Annotated in this window: 17 protein-coding genes; 2 read left to right on the top strand and 15 right to left on the bottom strand. The window is 71.4% G+C overall.

From position 1 onward, the window contains the following. Positions 1–6 precede the first annotated feature (6 nt). The 12 genes from ACFVYN_RS32595 to ACFVYN_RS32540 form a co-directional block, all read right to left on the bottom strand. The gene (locus ACFVYN_RS32595; protein ID WP_390005179.1) at positions 7–1,026 is read right to left on the bottom strand and encodes an ADP-ribosylglycohydrolase family protein; all 1,020 of its coding nucleotides are present in this window, start codon (positions 1,024–1,026) and stop codon (positions 7–9) included. Next, positions 1,023–1,778, bottom strand: coding sequence for an NUDIX domain-containing protein (locus tag ACFVYN_RS32590; protein WP_390005177.1), 756 nt, complete (start codon positions 1,776–1,778; stop codon positions 1,023–1,025). The genes ACFVYN_RS32595 and ACFVYN_RS32590 overlap by 4 nt, the downstream gene beginning before the upstream one ends. A gap of 78 nt (positions 1,779–1,856) precedes the next feature. Continuing rightward, complete coding sequence (locus ACFVYN_RS32585) at positions 1,857–2,390, bottom strand: TIGR03086 family metal-binding protein (RefSeq protein WP_390005174.1); 534 nt, start codon at positions 2,388–2,390, stop codon at positions 1,857–1,859. 281 nt (positions 2,391–2,671) lie between these two features. Beyond that, positions 2,672–3,814 carry a pseudouridine synthase gene (locus tag ACFVYN_RS32580; protein ID WP_390005171.1) on the bottom strand — a complete coding sequence of 381 codons (1,143 nt, stop codon included), beginning with the start codon at positions 3,812–3,814 and terminating at the stop codon, positions 2,672–2,674. After that, the gene (scpB, locus tag ACFVYN_RS32575; RefSeq protein ID WP_390005168.1) at positions 3,814–4,467 is read right to left on the bottom strand and encodes an SMC-Scp complex subunit ScpB; all 654 of its coding nucleotides are present in this window, start codon (positions 4,465–4,467) and stop codon (positions 3,814–3,816) included. The genes ACFVYN_RS32580 and scpB overlap by 1 nt, the downstream gene beginning before the upstream one ends. After that, on the bottom strand, positions 4,464–5,459 hold the full coding sequence (locus tag ACFVYN_RS32570; RefSeq protein WP_390005254.1) for a segregation/condensation protein A: 996 nt from the start codon (positions 5,457–5,459) through the stop codon (positions 4,464–4,466). Before ACFVYN_RS32570 ends, scpB begins: the two co-directional genes overlap by 4 nt. Positions 5,460–5,831: 372 nt before the next feature. Continuing rightward, positions 5,832–6,410, bottom strand: a complete 579-nt coding sequence (locus ACFVYN_RS32565) for a hypothetical protein (protein ID WP_390005165.1) — start codon at positions 6,408–6,410, stop codon at positions 5,832–5,834. Next, a complete protein-coding gene (locus ACFVYN_RS32560; protein WP_390005162.1) occupies positions 6,395–7,522 on the bottom strand; it encodes a ParA family protein in 1,128 nt (375 codons plus the stop codon). Before ACFVYN_RS32560 ends, ACFVYN_RS32565 begins: the two co-directional genes overlap by 16 nt. Positions 7,523–7,935: 413 nt before the next feature. Further along, positions 7,936–9,051 (bottom strand): alanine dehydrogenase, encoded by a 1,116-nt coding sequence (gene ald, locus ACFVYN_RS32555; protein ID WP_390005160.1) that lies wholly within the window; start codon positions 9,049–9,051, stop codon positions 7,936–7,938. A gap of 142 nt (positions 9,052–9,193) precedes the next feature. Then, entirely contained in the window at positions 9,194–11,257 is a 2,064-nt protein-coding gene (locus ACFVYN_RS32550) for a tetratricopeptide repeat protein (protein ID WP_390005158.1), read from the bottom strand. 165 nt (positions 11,258–11,422) lie between these two features. After that, a complete protein-coding gene (locus tag ACFVYN_RS32545; RefSeq protein WP_390005155.1) occupies positions 11,423–12,049 on the bottom strand; it encodes an NUDIX domain-containing protein in 627 nt (208 codons plus the stop codon). Between the two features lie 84 nt (positions 12,050–12,133). Next, a complete protein-coding gene (locus ACFVYN_RS32540; protein ID WP_390005154.1) occupies positions 12,134–13,798 on the bottom strand; it encodes a CTP synthase in 1,665 nt (554 codons plus the stop codon). 468 nt (positions 13,799–14,266) lie between these two features. Between ACFVYN_RS32540 and ACFVYN_RS32535 the strand changes: the two genes are divergently transcribed. Next, entirely contained in the window at positions 14,267–16,069 is a 1,803-nt protein-coding gene (locus ACFVYN_RS32535; protein ID WP_390005251.1) for a glycoside hydrolase family 15 protein, read from the top strand. Positions 16,070–16,137: 68 nt separating this feature from the next. On the opposite strand, the gene ACFVYN_RS32530 is transcribed toward ACFVYN_RS32535, so the two are convergent. After that, complete coding sequence (locus tag ACFVYN_RS32530; RefSeq protein ID WP_390005151.1) at positions 16,138–16,587, bottom strand: hypothetical protein; 450 nt, start codon at positions 16,585–16,587, stop codon at positions 16,138–16,140. Between the two features lie 55 nt (positions 16,588–16,642). Here ACFVYN_RS32530 and ACFVYN_RS32525 point away from each other — a divergent pair, with 55 nt between their 5' ends. Then, positions 16,643–18,283 carry a PucR family transcriptional regulator gene (locus ACFVYN_RS32525; RefSeq protein ID WP_390005148.1) on the top strand — a complete coding sequence of 547 codons (1,641 nt, stop codon included), beginning with the start codon at positions 16,643–16,645 and terminating at the stop codon, positions 18,281–18,283. Here ACFVYN_RS32525 and ACFVYN_RS32520 read toward each other — a convergent pair. Both ACFVYN_RS32520 and ACFVYN_RS32515 read right to left on the bottom strand, forming a co-directional pair. After that, entirely contained in the window at positions 18,280–19,416 is a 1,137-nt protein-coding gene (locus tag ACFVYN_RS32520) for a glycosyltransferase family 4 protein (protein ID WP_390005146.1), read from the bottom strand. The genes ACFVYN_RS32525 and ACFVYN_RS32520 overlap by 4 nt on opposite strands. A 213-nt stretch (positions 19,417–19,629) precedes the next feature. Beyond that, complete coding sequence (locus tag ACFVYN_RS32515; protein WP_390005248.1) at positions 19,630–20,337, bottom strand: hypothetical protein; 708 nt, start codon at positions 20,335–20,337, stop codon at positions 19,630–19,632. Positions 20,338–20,432: the final 95 nt, after the last annotated feature.

Below are 20,432 nucleotides of genomic sequence, written 5' to 3'. Positions count from 1 at the left end.
AGGGCTCTAGGCGTCCCAGAGCGCCCCGAGCGTCACCAGTTCGCTGCCGTACTCGATCCGGTCGGCCCATTCCACCGGCCACGCGTCCGCTCCCAGATGGGCGCCCGCGAAGGCGCCCGTCAGGCAGGCGATCGAGTCGGAGTCGCCGGAGCTGCACGCGGCCCGCCGCAGGGCCGTCAGCGGCTCCTCGGGGAACTGCAGGAAGCACAACAGCCCGGTAGCCAGGGCCTCTTCGGCGATCCAGCCCGCCCCGGTGGCCAGGCAGGGGTCCTCCTCCGGGGAGGCGGTGCGCACGGCGTGGTCGAGCCGGTCGAGGATCGCCAGGCACTCGTCCCAACCGCGCGCGATGAACTGCCCCGGTGTCGGGTCCTGGCTCCTCGCCCACAGGTCGCCGAGCCAACGCTCGTGATATTGGCCCCGGTTCACCAGGGCGTACGACCGCAGCAGCCCGACGAGTTCGTCCGGCCGGGCGCCCTGCGCCAGCAGCCGTACGGCACGCGCGGTGAGGTCGGACGCGGCGAGCCCGGTCGGGTGCCCGTGGGTCAGGGCGGCCTGCAACTGGGCGGCGCCCGCCCGCTGTTCGTCACTGAGCCCGGGGACGAGTCCGACCGGCGCGACACGCATGTTGGCGCCGCAGCCCTTGGAACCGATCTGACTGGCGTCCTGCCAGGGCAGGTTGTCGTCCTTGAGCAGGTAGCAGGCCCGCAGACAGGTGTTTCCCGGCGCCCGGTTGTTCTCCGGCGACTGGTACCAGTCCACGAACTCCTCCCGCAGCGGCCGCGCCAGCCCCTTGGGCCCGAGCACTCCCCGGTCCATCGCCGTCCGCAGCCCTCTGGCCACCGCCAGCGTCATCTGCGTGTCGTCGCTGACGATCGCCGGGGTCCGCAGCTCCATCTCCCGCCACGGCCCGCACTTGGCGAGGATCGACGGCACGTCGTTGAACTCGGTCGGGAAGCCGAGGGCGTCCCCGAGGGCGAGGCCGACGAGGGTTCCGGTGGCGGCGCGTCTGGTAGCGAGCGTGGTCATGCGGGGCGTCCTTCCGGGGACGGTCGAAGGAGAGGGGGGTACAGGGTGCCGGCCGGTCCCGCGCGGTAGAGCGCGGCCGGTTTGCCGCGGCCACCGGTCAGCCGCTCGGCGCCGGGCACGGCCTCGACGAAGCCGGGCGTGGCGAGCACCTTGCGGCGGAAGTTGGGCCGGTCCAGGGCGGTGCCCCACACGGTCTCGTACACCTGCTGGAGCTCGCCGAGGGTGAACTCGGGCGGGCAGAAGGCGGTGGCGAGGCAGGTGTACTCGAGCTTGGCGCCGACGCGTTCATGGGCGTCGGCCAGGATGCGGTCGTGGTCGAAGGCGAGCGGTCCCGCCTTGTCGTACGGCACCCAGCGGGCCTCGGCTGCGTCGCTGCCGCCGTGCGGCTGGAGCGGAGCGAGATGGGGGTACCCCCGGACGGAGTCTGGGGGAGGGTCGGGCAGCAGCGCGGCGAAGGCGACGGAGACGACCCGCATCCTGGGGTCACGGCCGGGCTCGCTGTAGGTCCGCAATTGCTCCAGATGCAGCCCGGAGACATCCGACAGCCCGGTCTCCTCGGCGAGTTCGCGCCGGGCCGCCGTCTCCGCGGACTCGTCCGGGTGCACGAACCCGCCGGGCAGCGCCCAGTGTCCGGCGTACGGCTCCTGCCCCCGCTCCACGAGCAGCGCGTGCAGGGCGCCTTCGGCGACGGTGAGGACGGCGAGGTCGACGGTGACGGCGAAGGGTTCGTAGGCGTACTTGTCGTAGTCCACCCGCGCCCACCCCCTTTATGGTCAGGATGACCAATAGTCCTTATGACTATAAAGAGCTCGAAGGTGTTCCACAAGCCCCTAGAAGTGCCGCCCCAGGAAGGCGAGAAGCCATGTCTCAGGCCGCGCACGGGACGGCACAGGGACCGGTTCGGCGAACCGTACGCCCCGGTCCTCCTCCCCCACCACGCACTGGGCGACGGACAGGAGTTCGGCCGCGAGGCCTTCCGGAATGGGCCGCGGCCGACCGCAGGACCGGGCCACGTCCCACCCGTGCACGGCGATCTCGACCGCACCGACGGCGGCCATCACCCGTGCGTCCAGCGGGCGTTCACCCACCAGCACGCCGTCGGGCGGCCCGGCGGCCCAGGCACCGAGCACGGCACACGCGCGCGTGCGGAAGCCGCAGACCCGGTCGGCCTGCGGGAGGAGTCCGATCCGCCCGCCGCTCAGCCCCTCGTACAGCGCGTCCAGCGAGTCGTCGAGATGCCCCAGCAGCTCGCCCAGATCCCACTCGGCACACGGCGTACCCGTGCCGAGACCCATGCGCCGCGCCCCCGCCACGCTGCCCAGCGCGTAGGCGAGCGAACGCTCCAAAAGCTCCCCCGCGCTCACGACAGCACCTCCGCCAGGCCGCCACAGCAAGCCGTCAGCGGCCTCACAGGCGCCTCCTGCCCCCCTGGGTGCCCGACAGGCCGCGAAGGCGGCACAGGGCCCTCCAGCGCTGCCGGACCCGTCTCGTCACGGCATGCGTTCCTCGCGTCCATCCCCGCTCCCTCCACCCCCGCTCCCTCCGTCACCGATACAGACCCCGGCAGGAGGGCGAAAACGCATCGGCCGGCTCCGGAGGACTCCGGAACCGGCCGCACGTACACACGTGTGGGACGCGGGTGGGACTACAGATCGACTTCCTTCAGCAGCATGCCGACCTCGGTGTTGGACAGCCGCCGCAGCCAGCCCGACTTCTGGTCGCCCAGGGTGATGGGGCCGAAGGCGACGCGCACCAGCTTGTCGACCGGGAAGCCCGCCTCGGCCAGCATCCGGCGCACGATGTGCTTGCGCCCCTCGTGGAGAGTGACCTCGACGAGGTAGTTCTTGCCGGTCTGCTCGACGACCCGGAAGTGGTCCGCCTTCGCGTACCCGTCCTCCAACTGGATGCCGTCCTTGAGCTGCTTGCCCAGGTCACGCGGGATCGGGCCCACGATGTGCGCGAGGTAGACCTTCTTCACGCCGTACTTGGGGTGGGTCAGCCGGTGGGCCAGCTCGCCGTGGTTGGTGAGCAGGATGACGCCCTCGGTCTCGGTGTCGAGCCGCCCCACGTGGAAGAGCCGCGTCTCACGGTTGGTGACGTAGTCCCCGAGGCACTGCCGGCCCTCGTTGTCCTCCATCGTCGAGACGACACCGGCGGGCTTGTTCAGCGAGAAGAACTGGTACGACTGCGTCGCCACGGTCAGGCCGTCGACCCTGACCTCGTCCCTCTCCGGGTCGACCCGCTTGCCCTGCTCCAGCACGATCTCGCCGTTGACCTCGACCCGCGCCTGCTCGATGAGCTCCTCGCAGGCCCGCCGCGAGCCGTAGCCCGCGCGCGCGAGGATCTTCTGCAGCCGCTCGCCCTCCTGCTCGGCGCCCGGGAAGGTCTTCGGCGGCTTCACGTCCTTCTTGCCGGCGTACCGCTCCCGGTTGCGCTCCTCGGCCCGGGCCTCGTACTCACGCGAGGTCGCCGGGACCGAACGGCCGCGCCCGGTGCCCTGCCCCTGCTTGGGGCCGCCCTTCGCGCCGCCGCGCGCCGAGGCACCGCGCCCGGTCTTGGGGCCTTCATGGGTGCCGCCGGGACCCACGTCGTAGCGGCGCTCCTCGGGGCGCGGGTTCTTCGGCCGGCCGCCCTGCTTGTCGTCGCGGTCGTTCCCGGCGCCGCGGAAGTTGCCGCGGCCGCCGCCGCTCCCCCCGCGCCCACCGCTGCTCCCGCCGCGGCCGCCGCTGTTGCCACCACGGCTCCCGCCGTTGTTTCCGCTGCTGTTCCTGCCGCTGCTGCTTCGCATCAAAGTTCCGTCTTGTCGTCTGCGCCCTCGGAATCCGGGGCGTCCGGATCGAACGACGGTACGCCTTCCTGGGTCTCGGCCTCGATCGCCTCCGCCTCCGGGAGGAAGGGCGCGAGTTCCGGGAGCTCGTCCAGACCGCGCAGGCCCATCCGCTCCAGGAAGTAGTTCGTCGTCACGTACAGGATCGCACCTGTTTCGGGTTCCGTGCCCGCCTCCGCGACCAGACCCCGCTGGAGGAGGGTTCGCATCACACCGTCACAGTTCACTCCGCGCACCGCGGAGACCCGGCTGCGGCTGACCGGCTGGCGGTAGGCGACCACCGCGAGCGTCTCCAGCGCGGCCTGGGTGAGCCGGGCCTGCTGCCCGTCCAGGACGAAGCGTTCCACTGCCGGGGCGTACGCGGCCCGGGAGTAGAACCGCCACCCGTTCGCGACGTGCCGCAACTCGAAACCGCGCCCCTGAGCGGCGTACTCGCCCGCCAGTTCCCGCAGCGCCCTGGTGATCTGCCGCTTCGGCCGCTCCAGGATCTTCGACAGGTGCTCCTCGGTCGCGGGCTCGTCCACGACCATCAGGACGGCCTCCAGGGCCGGCTTCAGATCGAGGTCGGCGACGCTCGCAAGTCCCGTCGGCGCCTCGGTGGTCTCCTCGTTCACGCCTTGTCCTCCTTGGGCGGCTCGGGCGGCCGGTCGAACTCGTCGGTCACCGTCGGCTCGGCCTCTCCCTCACCGCCGGTCCACCGCACGAGCAGCTCGCCGAGCGCGGTCTCCTGATCGAGCTCCACGGCCTTCTCCCGGTACAGCTCCAGCAGTGCCAGGAAGCGCGCCACGACGGTCAGGGTGCCGTCGGCGTCCTCCACCAGCAGGCGGAAGCTGGCCTCGCCGAGCTCCCTGAGCCGTGCGACCACGATCCCCGCCTGCTCCTGGACGCTCACCAGGGGCGCGTGGATGTGGTCGACGTACACCTGCGGCTTGGGCTTCGGCTGCATCGCCTTCACGGCGAGCTTGGCGAATCCCTCGGGCCCGATGCTGATGACGACCTCGGGCAGCAGATCGGCGTGATGCGGTTCGAGTCCGACGGTACGGGGGTAGCGCCGGGCCTCCTCGTCGAGCCGCCGGTTGAAGATGTCGGCGATCTGCTTGTACGCGCGGTACTGGAGCAGCCGCGCGAAGAGCAGGTCCCGCGCTTCGAGCAGGGCCAGGTCGGCCTCGTCCTCCACCTGCGCGGCGGGCAGCAGCCGGGCCGCCTTCAGATCGAGCAGGGTGGCGGCTACGACGAGGAACTCGGTCGTCTCGTCCAGGTCCCAGTCCGGCCCCATGGCCCGGATGTGCGCCATGAACTCGTCGGTGACCTTGGAGAGCGCGACCTCGGTGACGTCCAGCTTGTGCTTGGAGATCAGCTGGAGGAGGAGGTCGAAGGGCCCCTCGAAGTTGGCAAGCCGGACCTTGAAGACCCCGTCGGACTCCCCGTCACCGTGAGGCGCGGGCTGAGGAACGGCGTCGGGTTCGGGGACCGTCTCGGGCTGCGGGATCGCCTCAGCCTCGGGAACCGGTTTCGGCTCGAAGACTGCCTCGGGCTGCGGAGCCGCGGTCGCCGGCCCCTCGGAAACCGGCACCGCCCCCGCGACGGGCTCGGCCTCCGAGACCACCTCGGCCTGCGGAACCGCCGCAGCCTCCGTAACCCCGGCTTCCGGCCCCTCGGAAACCAGCACCGCCTCCGCCACCGGCTCGGGCCCCGGGACCGACGCGGCCTCGGAGACCACCTCGGGTTCGGAAACCGTCCCGGGCTCCGGAACCCCGATTTCCAGCCCCTCGGAGACCGGCACCGCCTCCGCGACCACCTCGACCTCGGAGACCACCTGGGCCTCGGAGACCGTCTCGGGCCGGGAGACCGCCCCCGGCTCCGCAACCGGCTCCCCCCGCGAAGCCCCCGGCCCCCGCCCCAGCACACGCCGACGACCGGCAAATGCGCCGGAGCCGGGGGGAACGTCGTTCGAGGTCATAGACCTCGCAGGCTACCGCTACCGCCCACGCAGCCGACGGACGAGAATGCTCGCGTCCCCGCGGGACTCCAGATCCGCCAGCACCACCGCGACCGCCTCACGCACAATGCGCCCCCGGTCCACCGCCAGCCCGTGCTCACCCCGGAGCACCAGACGGGCGTGCTCCAGATCCATGAGCTCCTCGGCCGAGACGTACACGGTGATCTTCTCGTCGTGCCGCTCGCGCCCACTGGGCCGCCGAGAGGGCGACCGGCCGCGCTTGCCGCGCGGCTGCGCACCGCCGGAGGGCTGGGCAGAACCTTCCTGCGCCTCCTGACGTCGCGCGGTGCGCTCCGCGGCAGCGGCCCGCAGACGGGACTCGCCCGCCTCCACGGACTCGGCGTCGGCCGCCACATGCTCGGCCCCTTCACCGTCCCCGCCCTGCGCGGGCACGGACTGCGGCGCGTCCTCGGCTCCGGCCCCGTCGGACTCCCCCGCGGGAGCCGGCACCCGGGCCTCGCCGTTGGTCCCCCGCCGGGGAGTGGACGCCTGGAGCGCCATCCCCCCTGTCGTACGGAACAGTTCGTCGGCCCCCGGCAGACTCACTCGGCGTGACACCGGGCGAGCACCTCCCTGGCGAGCTGGCGATAGGCGGCGGCACCGACGGAGTTGGAGGCGTACGTGGTGATCGGCTCACCGGCGACCGTGGTCTCCGGGAAGCGCACCGTGCGTCCGATGACCGTGTGGTACACGTGGTCGTCGAACGCCTCGACCACACGGGCCAGGACCTCACGGCTGTGGACCGTGCGCGAGTCGTACATCGTGGCGAGGATCCCGTCGAGCTCCAGCTCCGGGTTGAGCCGCTCCTGGACCTTCTCGATGGTCTCCGTCAGCAGTGCGACACCACGCAGGGCGAAGAACTCGCACTCCAGAGGCACTATCACCTTGTGCGCGGCCGTCAGGGCGTTGACCGTGAGGAGGCCGAGCGAGGGCTGACAGTCGATCACGATGTAGTCGTAGTCGGCCATGAGCGGCTTCAGTGCCCGCTGCAATGTCGACTCGCGGGCGACCTCGGAGACCAGCTGGACCTCCGCCGCCGACAAGTCGATATTGCTCGGCAGCAGGTCCATGTTGGGGACCGCGGTCTTCAGCAGGACCTCGTCCGCCGCCATGCCCCGCTCCATGAGCAGGTTGTAGACGGTGAGGTCGAGCTCCATCGGGTTGACACCGAGACCCACCGACAGCGCGCCCTGCGGGTCGAAGTCCACGAGCAGCACGCGCCGGCCGTACTCCGCGAGCGCGGCACCCAGGTTGATGGTCGACGTGGTCTTGCCCACGCCGCCCTTCTGGTTGCACATCGCGATGATCTTCGCGGGGCCGTGGTCGGTCAGCGGGCCCGGGATCGGGAAGTACGGCAGCGGCCGCCCGGTCGGGCCCACGCGCTCACGGCGCTGGCGGGCCGCGTCGGGCGCGAGCGTCGCCGCGTACTCGGGATCCGGCTCGTACTCGGCGTCGGGGTCGTAGAAGTGCCCCTCGGGCAGTTCGTCGTAGTCGGCGAAGTGGTTGTGGGGCGCGCCACTTCCGTCGCCGGCCATGGCGTTCACGTGATGGCCATCCATGCTCTGGTGTGCTGTCCGCACGGTCTGCGGACTCTGACGGGCTGCGAAGGTGCGCACCGCGACGGAGCCGACAGCCTCGAACCCCGCGGGGCTCTGGGCCCCGGCAGGCATTCCTGGTTGACCACCCCCGGGAGAAAATGTCGACTCATTCACAAGTCGTCTTACCTCCTTGGAGACCAGGAAACTTCTAGACAAGGTCAGCGTGGCACCATGCCGACGGTTGGCGACTCTATGGCGTGTCGGGTGTTCACAGCAACACAATCCGCCGGACCCGGCAGGATGTGTCGGCAATGAAACATCCCGCTGTCAAGGGCGTACGGCAGTCGCACGGCAGGTTTCGCCGGTGTACGAATCGGTTCAAGGGTTACGTTCGACGCGAGTTGACCGAGAGTCGCAAAGTGACCATACACACATCCGGCCGGACCTTGTGGGGCAAGGTCCGGCCGCATGTGACTCGTTGACGCGCCTTGTTGACGTATCGCCTTTACGAAAAGGTGACTTAGCTGTCGGAGCAGGTCACAGGCTCAGCCGAGCAGTGTCTCGAGCTCCGCGTGCTCCAGGCCGTGGGCCTCCGCGACCTCCCGGTAAACGACCTTGCCGTCATGGGTGTTGAGCCCCTTGGCGAGCGCGGGATCGCGGCGCAGCGCCTCCACCCAACCCCGGTCGGCGAGTTCGACGATGTAGGGCAGCGTGGCGTTGGTGAGCGCGTAGGTGGAGGTGTTGGGAACCGCGCCGGGCATGTTGGCGACGCAGTAGAAGACCGAGTCGTGGACCTGGAAGGTCGGCTCGGCGTGGGTGGTGGGACGCGAGTCCTCGAAGCAGCCACCCTGGTCGATCGCGATGTCGACAAGGACACTTCCGGGCTTCATCCGCGCCACGAGCTCGTTGGTGACCAGCTTCGGGGCCTTGGCACCCGGGATGAGCACCGCGCCGATGACGAGGTCGGCGTCCAGGACGGCCTTCTCCAGCTCGAAGGCGTTGGACATGATCGCCCGGACCTTGGTGCCGAAGACCTTGTCGGCCTCGCGCAGCTTGTTGATGTCGCGGTCGAGCAGCGTGACGTGGAAGCCCATGCCGACGGCGATCTGCGTGGCGTTCCAGCCGGAGACACCGCCGCCGATGACGACGGCCCGCGCGGGCTGGGTGCCGGGGACACCGCCGGGCAGGACACCGCGGCCGCCGACCGAGCGCATCAGGTGGTAGGCGCCGACCTGCGGGGCCAGCCGGCCCGCCACCTCGGACATCGGGGCGAGCAGAGGGAGCGCGCGGGAGGGCAGCTCGACCGTCTCGTAGGCGATCGCGGTGGTGCCGGACTCGATGAGCGCGTCGGTGCACGCCTTGGAGGCGGCCAGGTGCAGGTAGGTGAAGAGCGTCTGGTCCTTGCGCAGGCGGTGGTACTCCTCGGCGACGGGCTCCTTGACCTTCAGCAGCAGGTCGGCGGTGGCCCACACCTCGTCGGCGGTGTCCAGGATCCGGGCACCCTCGGCGACGTACTCCTCGTCGGGGATGGAGGAGCCGACGCCGGCGCCGCGCTCGATGACCACCTGGTGGCCGTGGCGTACCAGCTCGTGCACACCGGCGGGGGTGATGGCCACCCGGAACTCGTTGTTCTTGACCTCGCGGGGGATGCCGACCTTCACGTGGATCACGGTCCTTGGCTCAGAGTGTGTGGGGCAATTCAACACATACCCGGGCATGCATGAGCACACCAGGAGACCGCAGGAGAAGGTGCGGCAGAGCCAGTCTAATGAAGGTGTTCCCGCTGTCTAGCCTTCCATTGCATCAATCTTCTGCGGATGTACTACGGATTTCGCAGGCGTCAGCGTCTTGTTTCGGTTCCTCGGCCTGCTGAGAGCCGGGTTCCCCCTGGGAAAGTTCCTCACCCAGCAGACGTTCCGCGGCGCCGCGGTGCAGCTGGGCGGCGGCGGGATCGCCGAGGCGGTCCAGGGTGTCCGCGAGCCGCAGCTGGAGCGCGGCCTGCAGCCGGACGTCCTCGGCACGCCGCGCCCACTCCACGGCCTCCTGGCAGGTGCGCAGCGACTCATCGGGGTGTCCGGCGTACTCCTGGACCCGGGCGAGTTCGCTCAACGCGCGTGCGTGGGCGGCGACATCGCCGTTCTTGCGGTGCCCGGCGAGCGCGGCCCGCCAGTTCCTGGCCGCCTCGCCGTAGCGGCCCGCGTAGGTGTGCGCGGCGGCGATACGGCCGTACAGCCGGGCGGCCTCCGCGCGCTCGTCCCGGGCCTGCCGCTGGGCCAGGGCCCGGCCGAACCAGTCGGCGGCCCGGTCGTAGTCCCCGAGCTCCAGATGCGCGCCGCCTACGGATTCCATCGCGCGGCCGGTCGCATACGGGTCGTTCGCCTCCCGTCCGGCGTCCAGGGCTGCCCGATAGCGCGCCAGCGCCTCCCGGGTGCGGCCGGTCTGGGCGTCCAGGTCGGCGAGGTTCAGCAGGGCGGCGGCCTTTTCCCGGGGCAGAGCGCGCCGCTCGGCCACGTCGAGGACGAGGCCGTGGATGCCGTAGAGGTCGGGGGCCGCGGCCTTCATGCCGAAGTGGGCCACCATCGCCCGCACGAGCTGCGACATAAGACGCCGGGCCAGGGTGTCCAGCTCCCCGTCGGCGACCGCGAGGCGGGCCGCGGCGAGCAGGGCCGGCCGGCGGACACGCAGCCAGTCCTCGGCCGCCCTGGGGTTCGGGAAGCGCACCGAGGGCGGCATGCCCTGGAGCTTCTCACGGGCGTCGGGGCTGTCGGTCTCGGTGATCACGCGGGAGGACTGGAGCAGCCGCACGGTCCGCTCCAGCATGCGGGCGCGGGCCAGCTGGAGCTCGGCCGGGCGGTCCCTGGTGTCGGCGAGGGCCTTGAGCAGGGGGTACAGGCAGCCGGGTACCTCGTACTGCGGCAGCGGTGAGTCCACGGCGTGCAGCAGTCCGAGCGCGACGAAGTCGTCCAGGGTGGAGCGGGCGCCGGCCACCGAGCAGCCGACGAGCGCGGAGGCGGTGTGCGGGTCGAGGAGGCCGGCCGGTGCGAGGGAGAGCAGCCGCAGGGTCCGGGCGGCCGCGTCGGGCAGGGACGTGTAGACGAGCTTGAAGACCCGGCTGAGGGGGCTCCCTTCATCACTGTCCGTGTGCAGCTGCTTGGCCAGATCGGCGACGGCCGCCTTGGGACGGGCGGCGAGCCAGCCCCCGGCCAGCATCAGCGCGGCGGGGTGGCCCTGGCACTCCTCGACGAGCCCCTCGGCGGCACGCGGGTCCACCGTGATGCGGACCGACCCGGTGTGCCGGGACAGCAGATCCAGCGCGGACTTGGTGTCGAGCCCGCCGAGCGTGCACGGACGGACGTCCGCGATCCCGGTCAGCGGACCTCCCGACACGGCCACGACCAGGCACTCCGGCGTGTCCGGAAGCAGGGCGTCCACTTGTTCCGGGGCCACCGCGTCGTCCAGCAGCACCAGCGCGCGACGGTCGGCGAGAGCCTCGCGCAGCACTGCCGTGAGGTCGTCCTCGGCGGCTCCGGCGGGTGCCTGTACGTCGAGCGCGGTGAGCAGTTCCCGGGCGGCGTTTGCGACCGGTACGGGGGTGCCGTCGGGCTCGCTCAGCCGGGCGCGGAGCACCCCGTGTCCGTAACGGTCTGCGACCGACCGGACGAGTTCCTCGGCGAGTGCGGTACGGCCGGATCCGGGCCGCCCCGCGATGAGCAGCACGCGCGCGCGGGGTGCCTTCCTGCCGGAGAGCGTGTCGAGTCCCGCCCGCTCGATGTCGGCGCGCAGCTCTTTCAACTCCCGCGTCCGCCCCAGGAATTGGCCCCCGCCGGACAGCCGTACGCCGCCTGGGTCCACCGCCTGATCCGTCACGGGCCACACTCCCGTCCCACCGCACGCGCAAAGCCCGCCGGTGACCCCGGTTCGGGCTTTTCAGAGCCTAGTTCACGCTGTGCAACGGTCCCGGCAGAGCGCGGCGGCGGGGCCCACAGAGTCCCCCGATCGGATCAACGGTTCATACGATCACGAAGTCCGGGCTCACGCCTCGAACGGCCGCGCAGGCCACTCCGCCTCGGCCGACCGCAACCCGTCCAACCCTCCGGAGGCTCGCGCGGCGACCAGCGACAGCACGCCCACGACTAGGCAGTTGTTGTGCAGCTCGCCCGCCAGCACCCCTTGGACCAGCTCGGCGACCGGCACGCGCGCGTACTCCAGGTCGATCTCCTCGTGCTCGACCTCGAAGCGCTCGCCGTCGGCCTCGGACAGCCCCCGGGCCAGGAAGATCCGGATCGCCTCGTCACAGCCTCCCGGCGAGGTGTAGACGTCCGTCAGCACCCGCCAGTCCTCCGCCTTGACGTGCGCCTCCTCGTACAGCTCCCGCTGGGCCGCGTGCAGCGGATTCTCACCGGGCACGTCGAGGAGCCCCGCCGGGATCTCCCACAGCTTCTGGCGTACGGGGTGCCGGTACTGCCGGATGAGCAGGACCCGGTCCTCCTCGTCGAGGGCGAGGACGGCCACGGAACCCGGGTGGACCTGGTAGTCGCGACCGGCCACCGATCCGTCGGGCATGACCACCTCGTCCGTGCGGACGGAGGTCTTGTTGCCCACGAAGGGGGTCTTCGTCGCCCGGATCTCCCACTCCTCCGGGGCGTCCTTGATCGTCATTGCCTGTCCTTCCCCACGTGCACAAAAGAAGCCGGGGCACTCGCCTTTGAATGCGTGTGCCCCGGCCACCGTACAACTGTCGTGCTACTTGGAACTCTGCCGCTCGACCGCGGCCTTCACGAGCCCGGCGAACAGCGGGTGCGGCCTGGTCGGACGCGAGCGCAGCTCGGGGTGGGCCTGCGTGGCCACCAGATACGGGTGGACCTCGCGCGGGTACTCGACGTACTCGACGAGCTTGCCGTCCGGCGAGGTGCCGGAGAACAGGATGCCCGCCTTCTTCTCGAGCTCGGCGCGGTAGGCGTTGTTCACCTCGTAACGGTGCCGGTGCCGCTCCTCGACGTACTCCTTGCCGTCGTACACCTCACGGACGATGGAGCCCTCGGCAAGCTTGGCCGGGTACATGCCGAGCCGCATGGTGCCGCCCATGTCGCCGTCACCGGCGACGATGTCGAGCTGCTCGGCCATGGTGGAGATCACCGGGTGGCCGGTGGCCGAGTCGAACTCGGTGGAGTTGGCGTCCGGGATGTCGGCGAGGTTGCGCGCGGCCTCGATCACGATGCACTGCAGGCCCAGGCACAGGCCCAGCAGCGGGATCCTGTTCTCGCGGGCGTACTTGATCGCGCCGACCTTGCCGAGCACACCGCGGTCGCCGAAGCCGCCCGGGATGCAGATGCCGTCCACGTCGGCGAGCTGTGCCGCCGCGCCGGCCGGGGTCTTGCAGTCGTCGGAGGTGACCCACTTGATCTTGACGCGGGCCTTGTTGGCGAAACCGCCGGCGCGCAGCGCCTCGGTGACCGAGAGATAGGCGTCGGGCAGGTCGATGTACTTGCCGACCAGGGCGAGGGTGATCTCGTGGTCGGGGTTGTGGACGCGGTCGAGCAGGTCGTCCCAGGTCGTCCAGTCCACGTCCCGGAACGGCAGGTCCAGCTTGCGGACGACATAGGCGTCCAGACCCTCGCTGTGCACGGTCTTCGGGATGTCGTAGATCGAGCGGGCGTCGGGGCAGGCGACCACGGCGGCTTCGTCGACGTCGCACATCAGCGAGATCTTGCGCTTGATCGCGGTCGGCACCTCGCGGTCGGACCGCAGCACGATGGCGTCCGGCTGGATACCGATGTTCCGGAGAGCCGCAACCGAGTGCTGGGTCGGCTTCGTCTTCAGCTCCCCCGAGGGGCCGATGTACGGCAGGAGCGAGATGTGCACCACGAACACGTTGTCCCGGCCCACCTCGTGACGGACCTGGCGGACCGTCTCCAGGAACGGCAGCGACTCGATGTCGCCGACCGTGCCACCGACCTCGGTGATCACGACGTCGACCTCGTCCGTCGCCATGCGGCGGATGCGGTGCTTGATCTCGTTGGTGATGTGCGGGATGACCTGCACGGTGTCGCCCAGGTACTCACCGCGCCGCTCCTTGGCGATCACCGTGTTGTACACCTGGCCGGTGGTGACGTTGGCGGAGCCGTCGAGGTCCCGGTCGAGGAAGCGCTCGTAGTGGCCGATGTCCAGGTCGGTCTCGGCGCCGTCGTTGGTGACGAACACCTCACCGTGCTGGAAGGGGTTCATCGTGCCGGGGTCGACGTTGAGGTACGGGTCGAGCTTCTGCATCACGACGCGCAGGCCCCGCGCCTTGAGCAGCATGCCGAGGCTGGAGGCCGTCAGGCCCTTGCCGAGCGAGGAGGCGACACCCCCAGTGACGAAGATGTGCTTGGTCGTCGTGGCTGTGCTGTTTCGAAAAGCAGCGGTCATGGCCAAGAGGGGGCTCCCGTGGTCGCGATCTGGAGGTGCGGTTCGGGGGTCAGACGCCCACCGGTCCACGGGCTACCAGGGTATCAGCGCCTCGGGGAGATGGCTTCCGGCCACGCTCCGCACACACGCCGACACGGACCCGCACGAACACGCCTGTTTCTCACCCGTTGCTCACCCGTTCGGCCCACCCGCGTTGTCCGGAGCGGCACACAGATCATCTACGTGCGTCGTATCCTGCTCGGACACTCACTGCCGAGCCCGGCCGAAAACTCGGGACCACCCCACCCGTGAGCGCCGGAACAACGAGAGCTCGTCAGTTCGTTGAGCAGCAGTTGTCGTTTTGCCTCACAGCGGCAGGCCTGTTTTGCTTCACCGCTCAACGACGCAGTACAACCACCCCCTTGACCGCACCAAGCGACAGCCCCCTTTCCTACCGGGGGCGACGTGGCCGTTCGACTGGAGTTGCACGTGGCCGGGCGCATCGAAGACTACGCACTCATCGGAGACATGCAGACCGCAGCCCTGGTCTGCCGGGACGGCACGGTGGACTGGCTGTGCCTGCCCCGCTTCGACTCGCATGCCATCTTCGCCGGCCTGCTGGGCACAGAGGAACACGGCTTCTGGCGCCTGGGCCCCGCCCACGCGGCCGACGCCGAGCCCCCCACCGCCGCCCGGCGCACCTACCGCGGCGACTCCCTGATCCTGGAATCGGAGTGGGACACCTCACGCGGCACGGTCAGAGTGACCGATTTCATGCCCCCGCGTGACGGCGCCCCGCAGCTCATCCGGATCGTGGAGGGCATCTCGGGCCGCGTGCCCATGCGCTCGGCCCTGCGCATGCGGTTCTCCTACGGCCGTGTCGTCCCGTGGGTCCACAAGCACGAGGGGCGCACGGTCGCCGTGGCGGGCCCCGACTCGGTGTGGTTCGACACCGACTGCGAGACGTACGGCAAGGCGCTGACGACGTACTCGGACTTCACGGTCGCCCCGGGTGACCGGATCGCGTTCACCATCTCCTGGGAGCCCTCGCACAAGCAGCCGCCGCCACTGCCGGAACCGGAGCAGTCGCTGGAGGCCACCGAGGACTTCTGGCGCGAGTGGGTCGAGCACTGTACGTACCACGGCCCCTACCGCGAGGCCGTCGTCCGCTCGCTGATCACCCTCAAGGCGCTGACGTACGCCCCCACCGGCGGCATCGTGGCCGCGCCGACGACCTCCCTGCCCGAGGACATCGGCGGCGTCCGCAACTGGGACTACCGCTACACCTGGCTGCGCGACGCGGCCATCACCCTGTCCTCGCTGCTGCGCACCGGCTACCGCGAGGAGGCCCGTGCCTGGCGCGAGTGGCTGCTGCGGGCCGTCGCCGGCGACCCGGAGAACCTGCAGATCATGTACGGCATCGCGGGCGAACGGGAGCTGGGCGAGGCCGAGCTGGACTGGCTGCCGGGATACGAGAACTCCGGGCCGGTGCGGGTCGGCAACGGCGCGGCCCACCAGCTCCAGCTCGACGTGTACGGCGAGGTCACCGAGGCCCTGCATCTGGCCCACATGACGGGCCTGTCCCGCAACGACTACGCCTCCCTGCTCCAGCTCAAGCTGATCCGCTACCTCGAGGACCACTGGGACGAGCCGGACGAGGGCATCTGGGAGGTGCGCGGGCCGCGCCGGCACTTCGTGCACTCCAAGGTGATGGCCTGGGTCGCCGTCGACCGCACCATCAAGCTCATCGAGTCCGGTGACGCGGACGGCCCGCTGGAGAAGTGGCGCGAGCTGCGCGACGACATCCACCGGGACGTGTGCGAGAAGGGCTACGACAAGGAGCGCAACACCTTCACGCAGTCCTACGGCTCCAAGGAGCTGGACGCCTCCCTGCTGCTGATCCCGCAGATGGGCTTCCTGCCCCCGGACGACAAGCGCGTGATCGGCACCATCGAGGCGATCCAGCGGGAGCTCTCGACCTCGGACGGCTTCATCCTGCGTTACCCGACCTCCGGCGGCGAGGAGAACCTCGACGGCCTCCCGGGCGACGAGGGGGCGTTCCTGGCCTGCTCGTTCTGGATGGCGGACGACCTCGCGATGATCGGCCGCGTGGACGAGGCGAGGAAGCTCTTCGAAAAGCTCCTCTCGCTCCGCAACGACCTCGGGCTGCTCGCCGAGGAGTGGGACCCGCGCCTCAAGCGCCAGGTCGGCAACTTCCCGCAGGCCTTCAGCCACGTCCCGCTGATCGACACGGCCCTGCGTCTGACGGCGTCGGGGGCGTACGGGGGCTGAGCAGCACCTGCCCGGAAGGGGGCGCGCCCCCTTCCGGAGCCAGGAACGTCAGGCCGGCCTGAGCGCCGTCAGCGTGCGTTCGCCGCCCGGGTCCCCGGCCGTGGCCGGCAGGAGAGCGATCTCGTCGAGCCCGGTCTCCCTGTAGGCGTCCGTCCGCGCCCGTACGACGTCCAGGTCGTCCACCAGCCCGACGGTGCCCGCGCCCGCTCGGCCAGGGCCCGCACCGGCGTCTCCCGATCCGCCCCGCCCACGGCGAGCCGCACCGCCTCCCCGAACCCGGCACCGCGGGCCGTGGTGTACGCGTCACGCACGTTCATCGGCATCGGCACCGGCCCGGTCAGCGCGACCCGCTCGGTGGCCTGCCCGATCGCGGTGGCGAGGACGAAGGAGTCCCGGGTCGGGCCCTCCCCCGCCCCCACCTCCCCGTACCCGAGCCGGTCGGCGGCCACCGCCACCCGTACCGGCTCCTCGACCGCACTGTCGTCCTCCCGTGCCACAGCCACCACGCTGAAGTCCACGCACCGGCCGCTACCCCGCCGCGGTACCGGGCACGCCTCGGGTAGCGTCCGGCTCATGGACAGCGGCACGAACAGCGGTTTCGACACCCAGGGCGCCGGGATCACCGTGCGGCGCGCGCTGGAGCTGCCCGGTCTGCGCAGCGGGCTCCCGGAGATCCTCGCGGGCGCGGACCGGCTGCAGCGGACCGTGCGCTGGGTGCACGCGGGCGAGGTGCCGAACATCGCCTCGCTGCTGAAGGGCGGGGAGCTGCTGCTGACCACCGGTTACGGGCTAGGCACCCGTCCGGCCGAACAGCGCGCGTTCGTGCGCACCCTGGCCGAGCGCGGGATCGCGGCCCTGGTCGTCGAGCTCGGCCCCCGCTTCACCCGGCTGCCCGCGGCCCTCGTCGACACGGCCCGCGCGAGCGGCCTGCCGCTCGTCCAGCTGCACCGCGAGGTGCCGTTCGTGGCCGTCACCGAGGAGATCCACACCGAGATCGTCAACGGCCACTACGCGCTGCTCCAGCGGGCCGAGGAGGTGCACCGCCGCTGCACCGAGGCCCTGCTGGGCGGCGGCGGAATCCCGCAGGTCCTCGGCATCCTGGCCGACTTCAGCGGCAACCCGGTCTTCCTGGAGACGACGGACGGGCAGCTCCTGTACGCCGCCGGGGAAGGTCCCGAGGGCGCCGACCCGCTCCAGGTGTGGGAGGGACTGCGGGGCCAGCACAAGGACACTCCGCCGTCCGGCTCGGCCCTCGTGGACGTGCCCGGGGGCGGACCCGGCACGGGGTCGGTACGGGCGCGGCTGGTCCTGCTTCCGGTACGGGCCCCGCTGGCCCCGGTGCACCGCATGGCGGCCGAGCGCGCGGCGGGCATCCTGGCCGTCGTCCTGATGCAGGCCCGCCAGGAGGAGGAGCTCGCGGCACGCGGCCGGGGCGACTTCCTCACCGACCTCGCCGAGGGCCGTATCACCCCGGAGGACGCGCCGGCACAGGCGCGCGTGCTGGGCTTCAGGCCGGGCACCGGCCCCCTGCTGCCGGTCGTGATGCGGCTCGGCGACGCTCTCGCTCCCGGCGGTGGCTGGGCGGTCCTGGCCCGGGCGGTCTCCGAGGAGCTGGCCTCGGTCGGCGTGCCGGCCCTGCTGGGCGTACGGCCCGTCGAAGGCCGTGTGCTCGTCCTGCTCGGTCTGCGCTCGGAGTCGGAGCGGTCGGCGGTCGCGGACCGGGTCGCGGCGGCGCTGCGGGCGGGCGTGGAGCGGGCCGGGATGCAACGGCCGGGCGTCCAGCCGCCGGTCGTGGTCGTCGGGGTCGCCGGCAGCTGGGCGGCGGCCTCGGCGGGCCTGCGTCACGCGGCCGAGACGGCGACGGCGGCGCAGGGCCTGTCGGACCGCCCCTGGTACGACGCCCGCCGCCTCGACATCGACCTGCTCCTGTGGCGGCTGCGCGACCACCCGGACCTCGCGGCCTTCGTGGACCGCGCCATCGGACCGCTGCGCGCCCACGACAACCGCTCCAAGCCGCCGCTGCTGCCGACCCTTCAGACCTATCTGGCCCACGCGGGCCGCAAGGCGGAGACGGCCCGCGAACTCCATCTCAACCGGCAGACCCTCTACAACCGCCTCGCCCGCATCGGCGAGTTGCTGGGCACGGACCTCGACGACCCGCAGACGGTACTGGCGTTGAGCCTGGCGCTGCGGGCGCGCAGGCACGTGCCCTAGATGAGGGGCCTGGGCTGGGTCAGTTCGTCGTAGACACTCAGCACTTGCGCGACGGTCTCGTCCTCCGTGGGCCAGGTGGCCGCCTGCCGGGCCCCCCGCTCCCTCAGCAGCTCCCGCCGCTCGGGATCGCCGAGCAGCCGCAGGACGGCCTCGGCGAGGGCCTCCGGGTCGCCGTACGGGACGAGTTCTGCCGCGTCGCCGACGAGTTCGGGGATGCCGCCGACCTCGGTCGCGACGAGCGGCACCCGTGCGTGGAAAGCTTCCTGGGCGAGCACCGAGCGCACCTCCCAACGGCTGGGCAGGAGCGCGAGATCGGCGGCGGAGAGCAGGTCGGAGAGGTCGTCGCGCCGTCCGATCAGCCGCACCGGCAGCCCTTCCTCCTCGATACGGCTCTGCAGGACCGGCCGCAGCGGCCCCTCGCCCGCGACGACGACGAGCGGCACGGGGTCGAGGAGGCGCCACGCGCGTGTGGCGTCCAGCAGGGTCTCGTAGCCCTTGTGCCGCTCCAGGGCGCCGACCGCCAGCAGCAACGGACGGCCGATGGCCCCGAGTTCGGCGCGCACCTTGGGCCGCAGTCGGTCGGGGTCCTCCTGCTCGACGGCTCCGCGCGGCCCGGGCAGGGCGACGGCGGCGAGCCGCGCGTCCCGGGCGCCGGTCCTGCGGGCCCGGTCCACGAGTACCGAGGTGGAGCCGAGCACCACGGAAGCGGCCTTGACGACCCGGCGTTCCAACAGGCGCACGAAGTGGGCCCGCGCTCCCTCGGCGTACGCCCGGTCGTGCCAGGTGACGACGAGCGGGGTCCGGCGCCCGCTGAGCGCCAGCACCGCGCGGAACGAGGCGTGCAGTCCGTGCGCGTGCACCAGATCGGCGTCCGCGCAGGCCGCCCGCAGCACGGCCACGGAGGTCGGATCGCTGCTGCGCGGCACGTGCACGTGGTCGGCGCCGGCCCCGGTGAAGTCGTAGGCGCGGTCCGCCTCGACGGGGGCGCACACCGTGACCCGCACGCCCCGTGCGACGAGCCCCGAGGTCAGGGAGCGCACATGTGCGCTGCTGCCGGCGTTGCCTCCGCCCAGCACCTGCACGGTGCGCAGCGGCGACTGGCCGTGCGGTGAGTGGCTGCTCACGGGGGTCACGTGGCCGGGGCTCCTGGTTCGGGTCGGGCGGTCACGAGGAAACGTACAGAAGGTGTCGAGCGGAGGGGTGTACCGCGCGCTTCCTACGCGTGATGGGTTCTCTGCCAAGGATGCCAGGACGTACGGGTGTTCCGTGCATGCGGAGAAGGGGACGGGTGTGTGCGGCGAGTCGGGGTCACTCACACGAGTGACGGAGCGGTACCCAAGCTGCCTTCAGGGGCGCGGGGAACTGCGCGAGAGGCCCCACCGGCCCGCAGCCGACACACGACTCACCTGATCCCCACGGACAGCCGCGGCGACAACTGCGGCCGCGTGCACAAGAAGCCCCACTCTCCCGTTCCCGGCGACGACAGCCGCTCCCAAGGCCGCCCCCAACGCATGCGCCCCCGCGTCCCCGATCATCACGCGCTCGGAGACGTCATCCGGCAACACAGCAACCGCCGCACCCACGGCCACCGCGGCCAACTCCGACCGCACCATCCCCGGCACCCCGAGCGCAACCACCGCGCCGGCCGCCCGACCGGGCCTTACATCCACCAGGTTGACGAAATGCGCGGCCCCGGCGATGACCACACCCGCGAGCGCCTTGTCGACGAGCCGCTCCTTCATCAGCGCGCCCGCGACCAGCCCCGCCGTCGAAATCCCGAACAACTTGACGGCCCCGCTGGTCACCTCACCGTGCCGCAGCGCACCCAGATGCGCCCGGAACCCCCGCCGGTGGTCCCCGGCGAGGTCGTCGTAGGCCCCACAGAGCCCGGCGACGGCGACAGCCACACCGGCGGCGGGCCGAACGCGCCAAGCCCCGACCGAAACGGCCAGCGCACTCGCGGGCCCGGCGTACAACTCGACCGTGCGCCCGGCGTAGTTCGTCCGCTCCCACCGCTCCCGCCCGCCCGGCGCCTTTGCGCGCAGGGCGGCCATGCCGGCGCGCGTCAGAGCGGCGGTGAGCCCAGGGGACGTACCGTTGCCGAGACCGTAGTCAGGTCTCAGTATTCCGGACGTTTCCGCCCGGAAGG

Origin of the sequence: Streptomyces sp. NPDC058307 (assembly GCF_042880295.1) — a bacterium.
Classification (GTDB): Bacteria; Actinomycetota; Actinomycetes; order Streptomycetales; family Streptomycetaceae; genus Streptomyces.
Note: the sequence above shows the minus strand (reverse complement) of the source record. Positions and strands in the feature narration are given on the sequence as shown.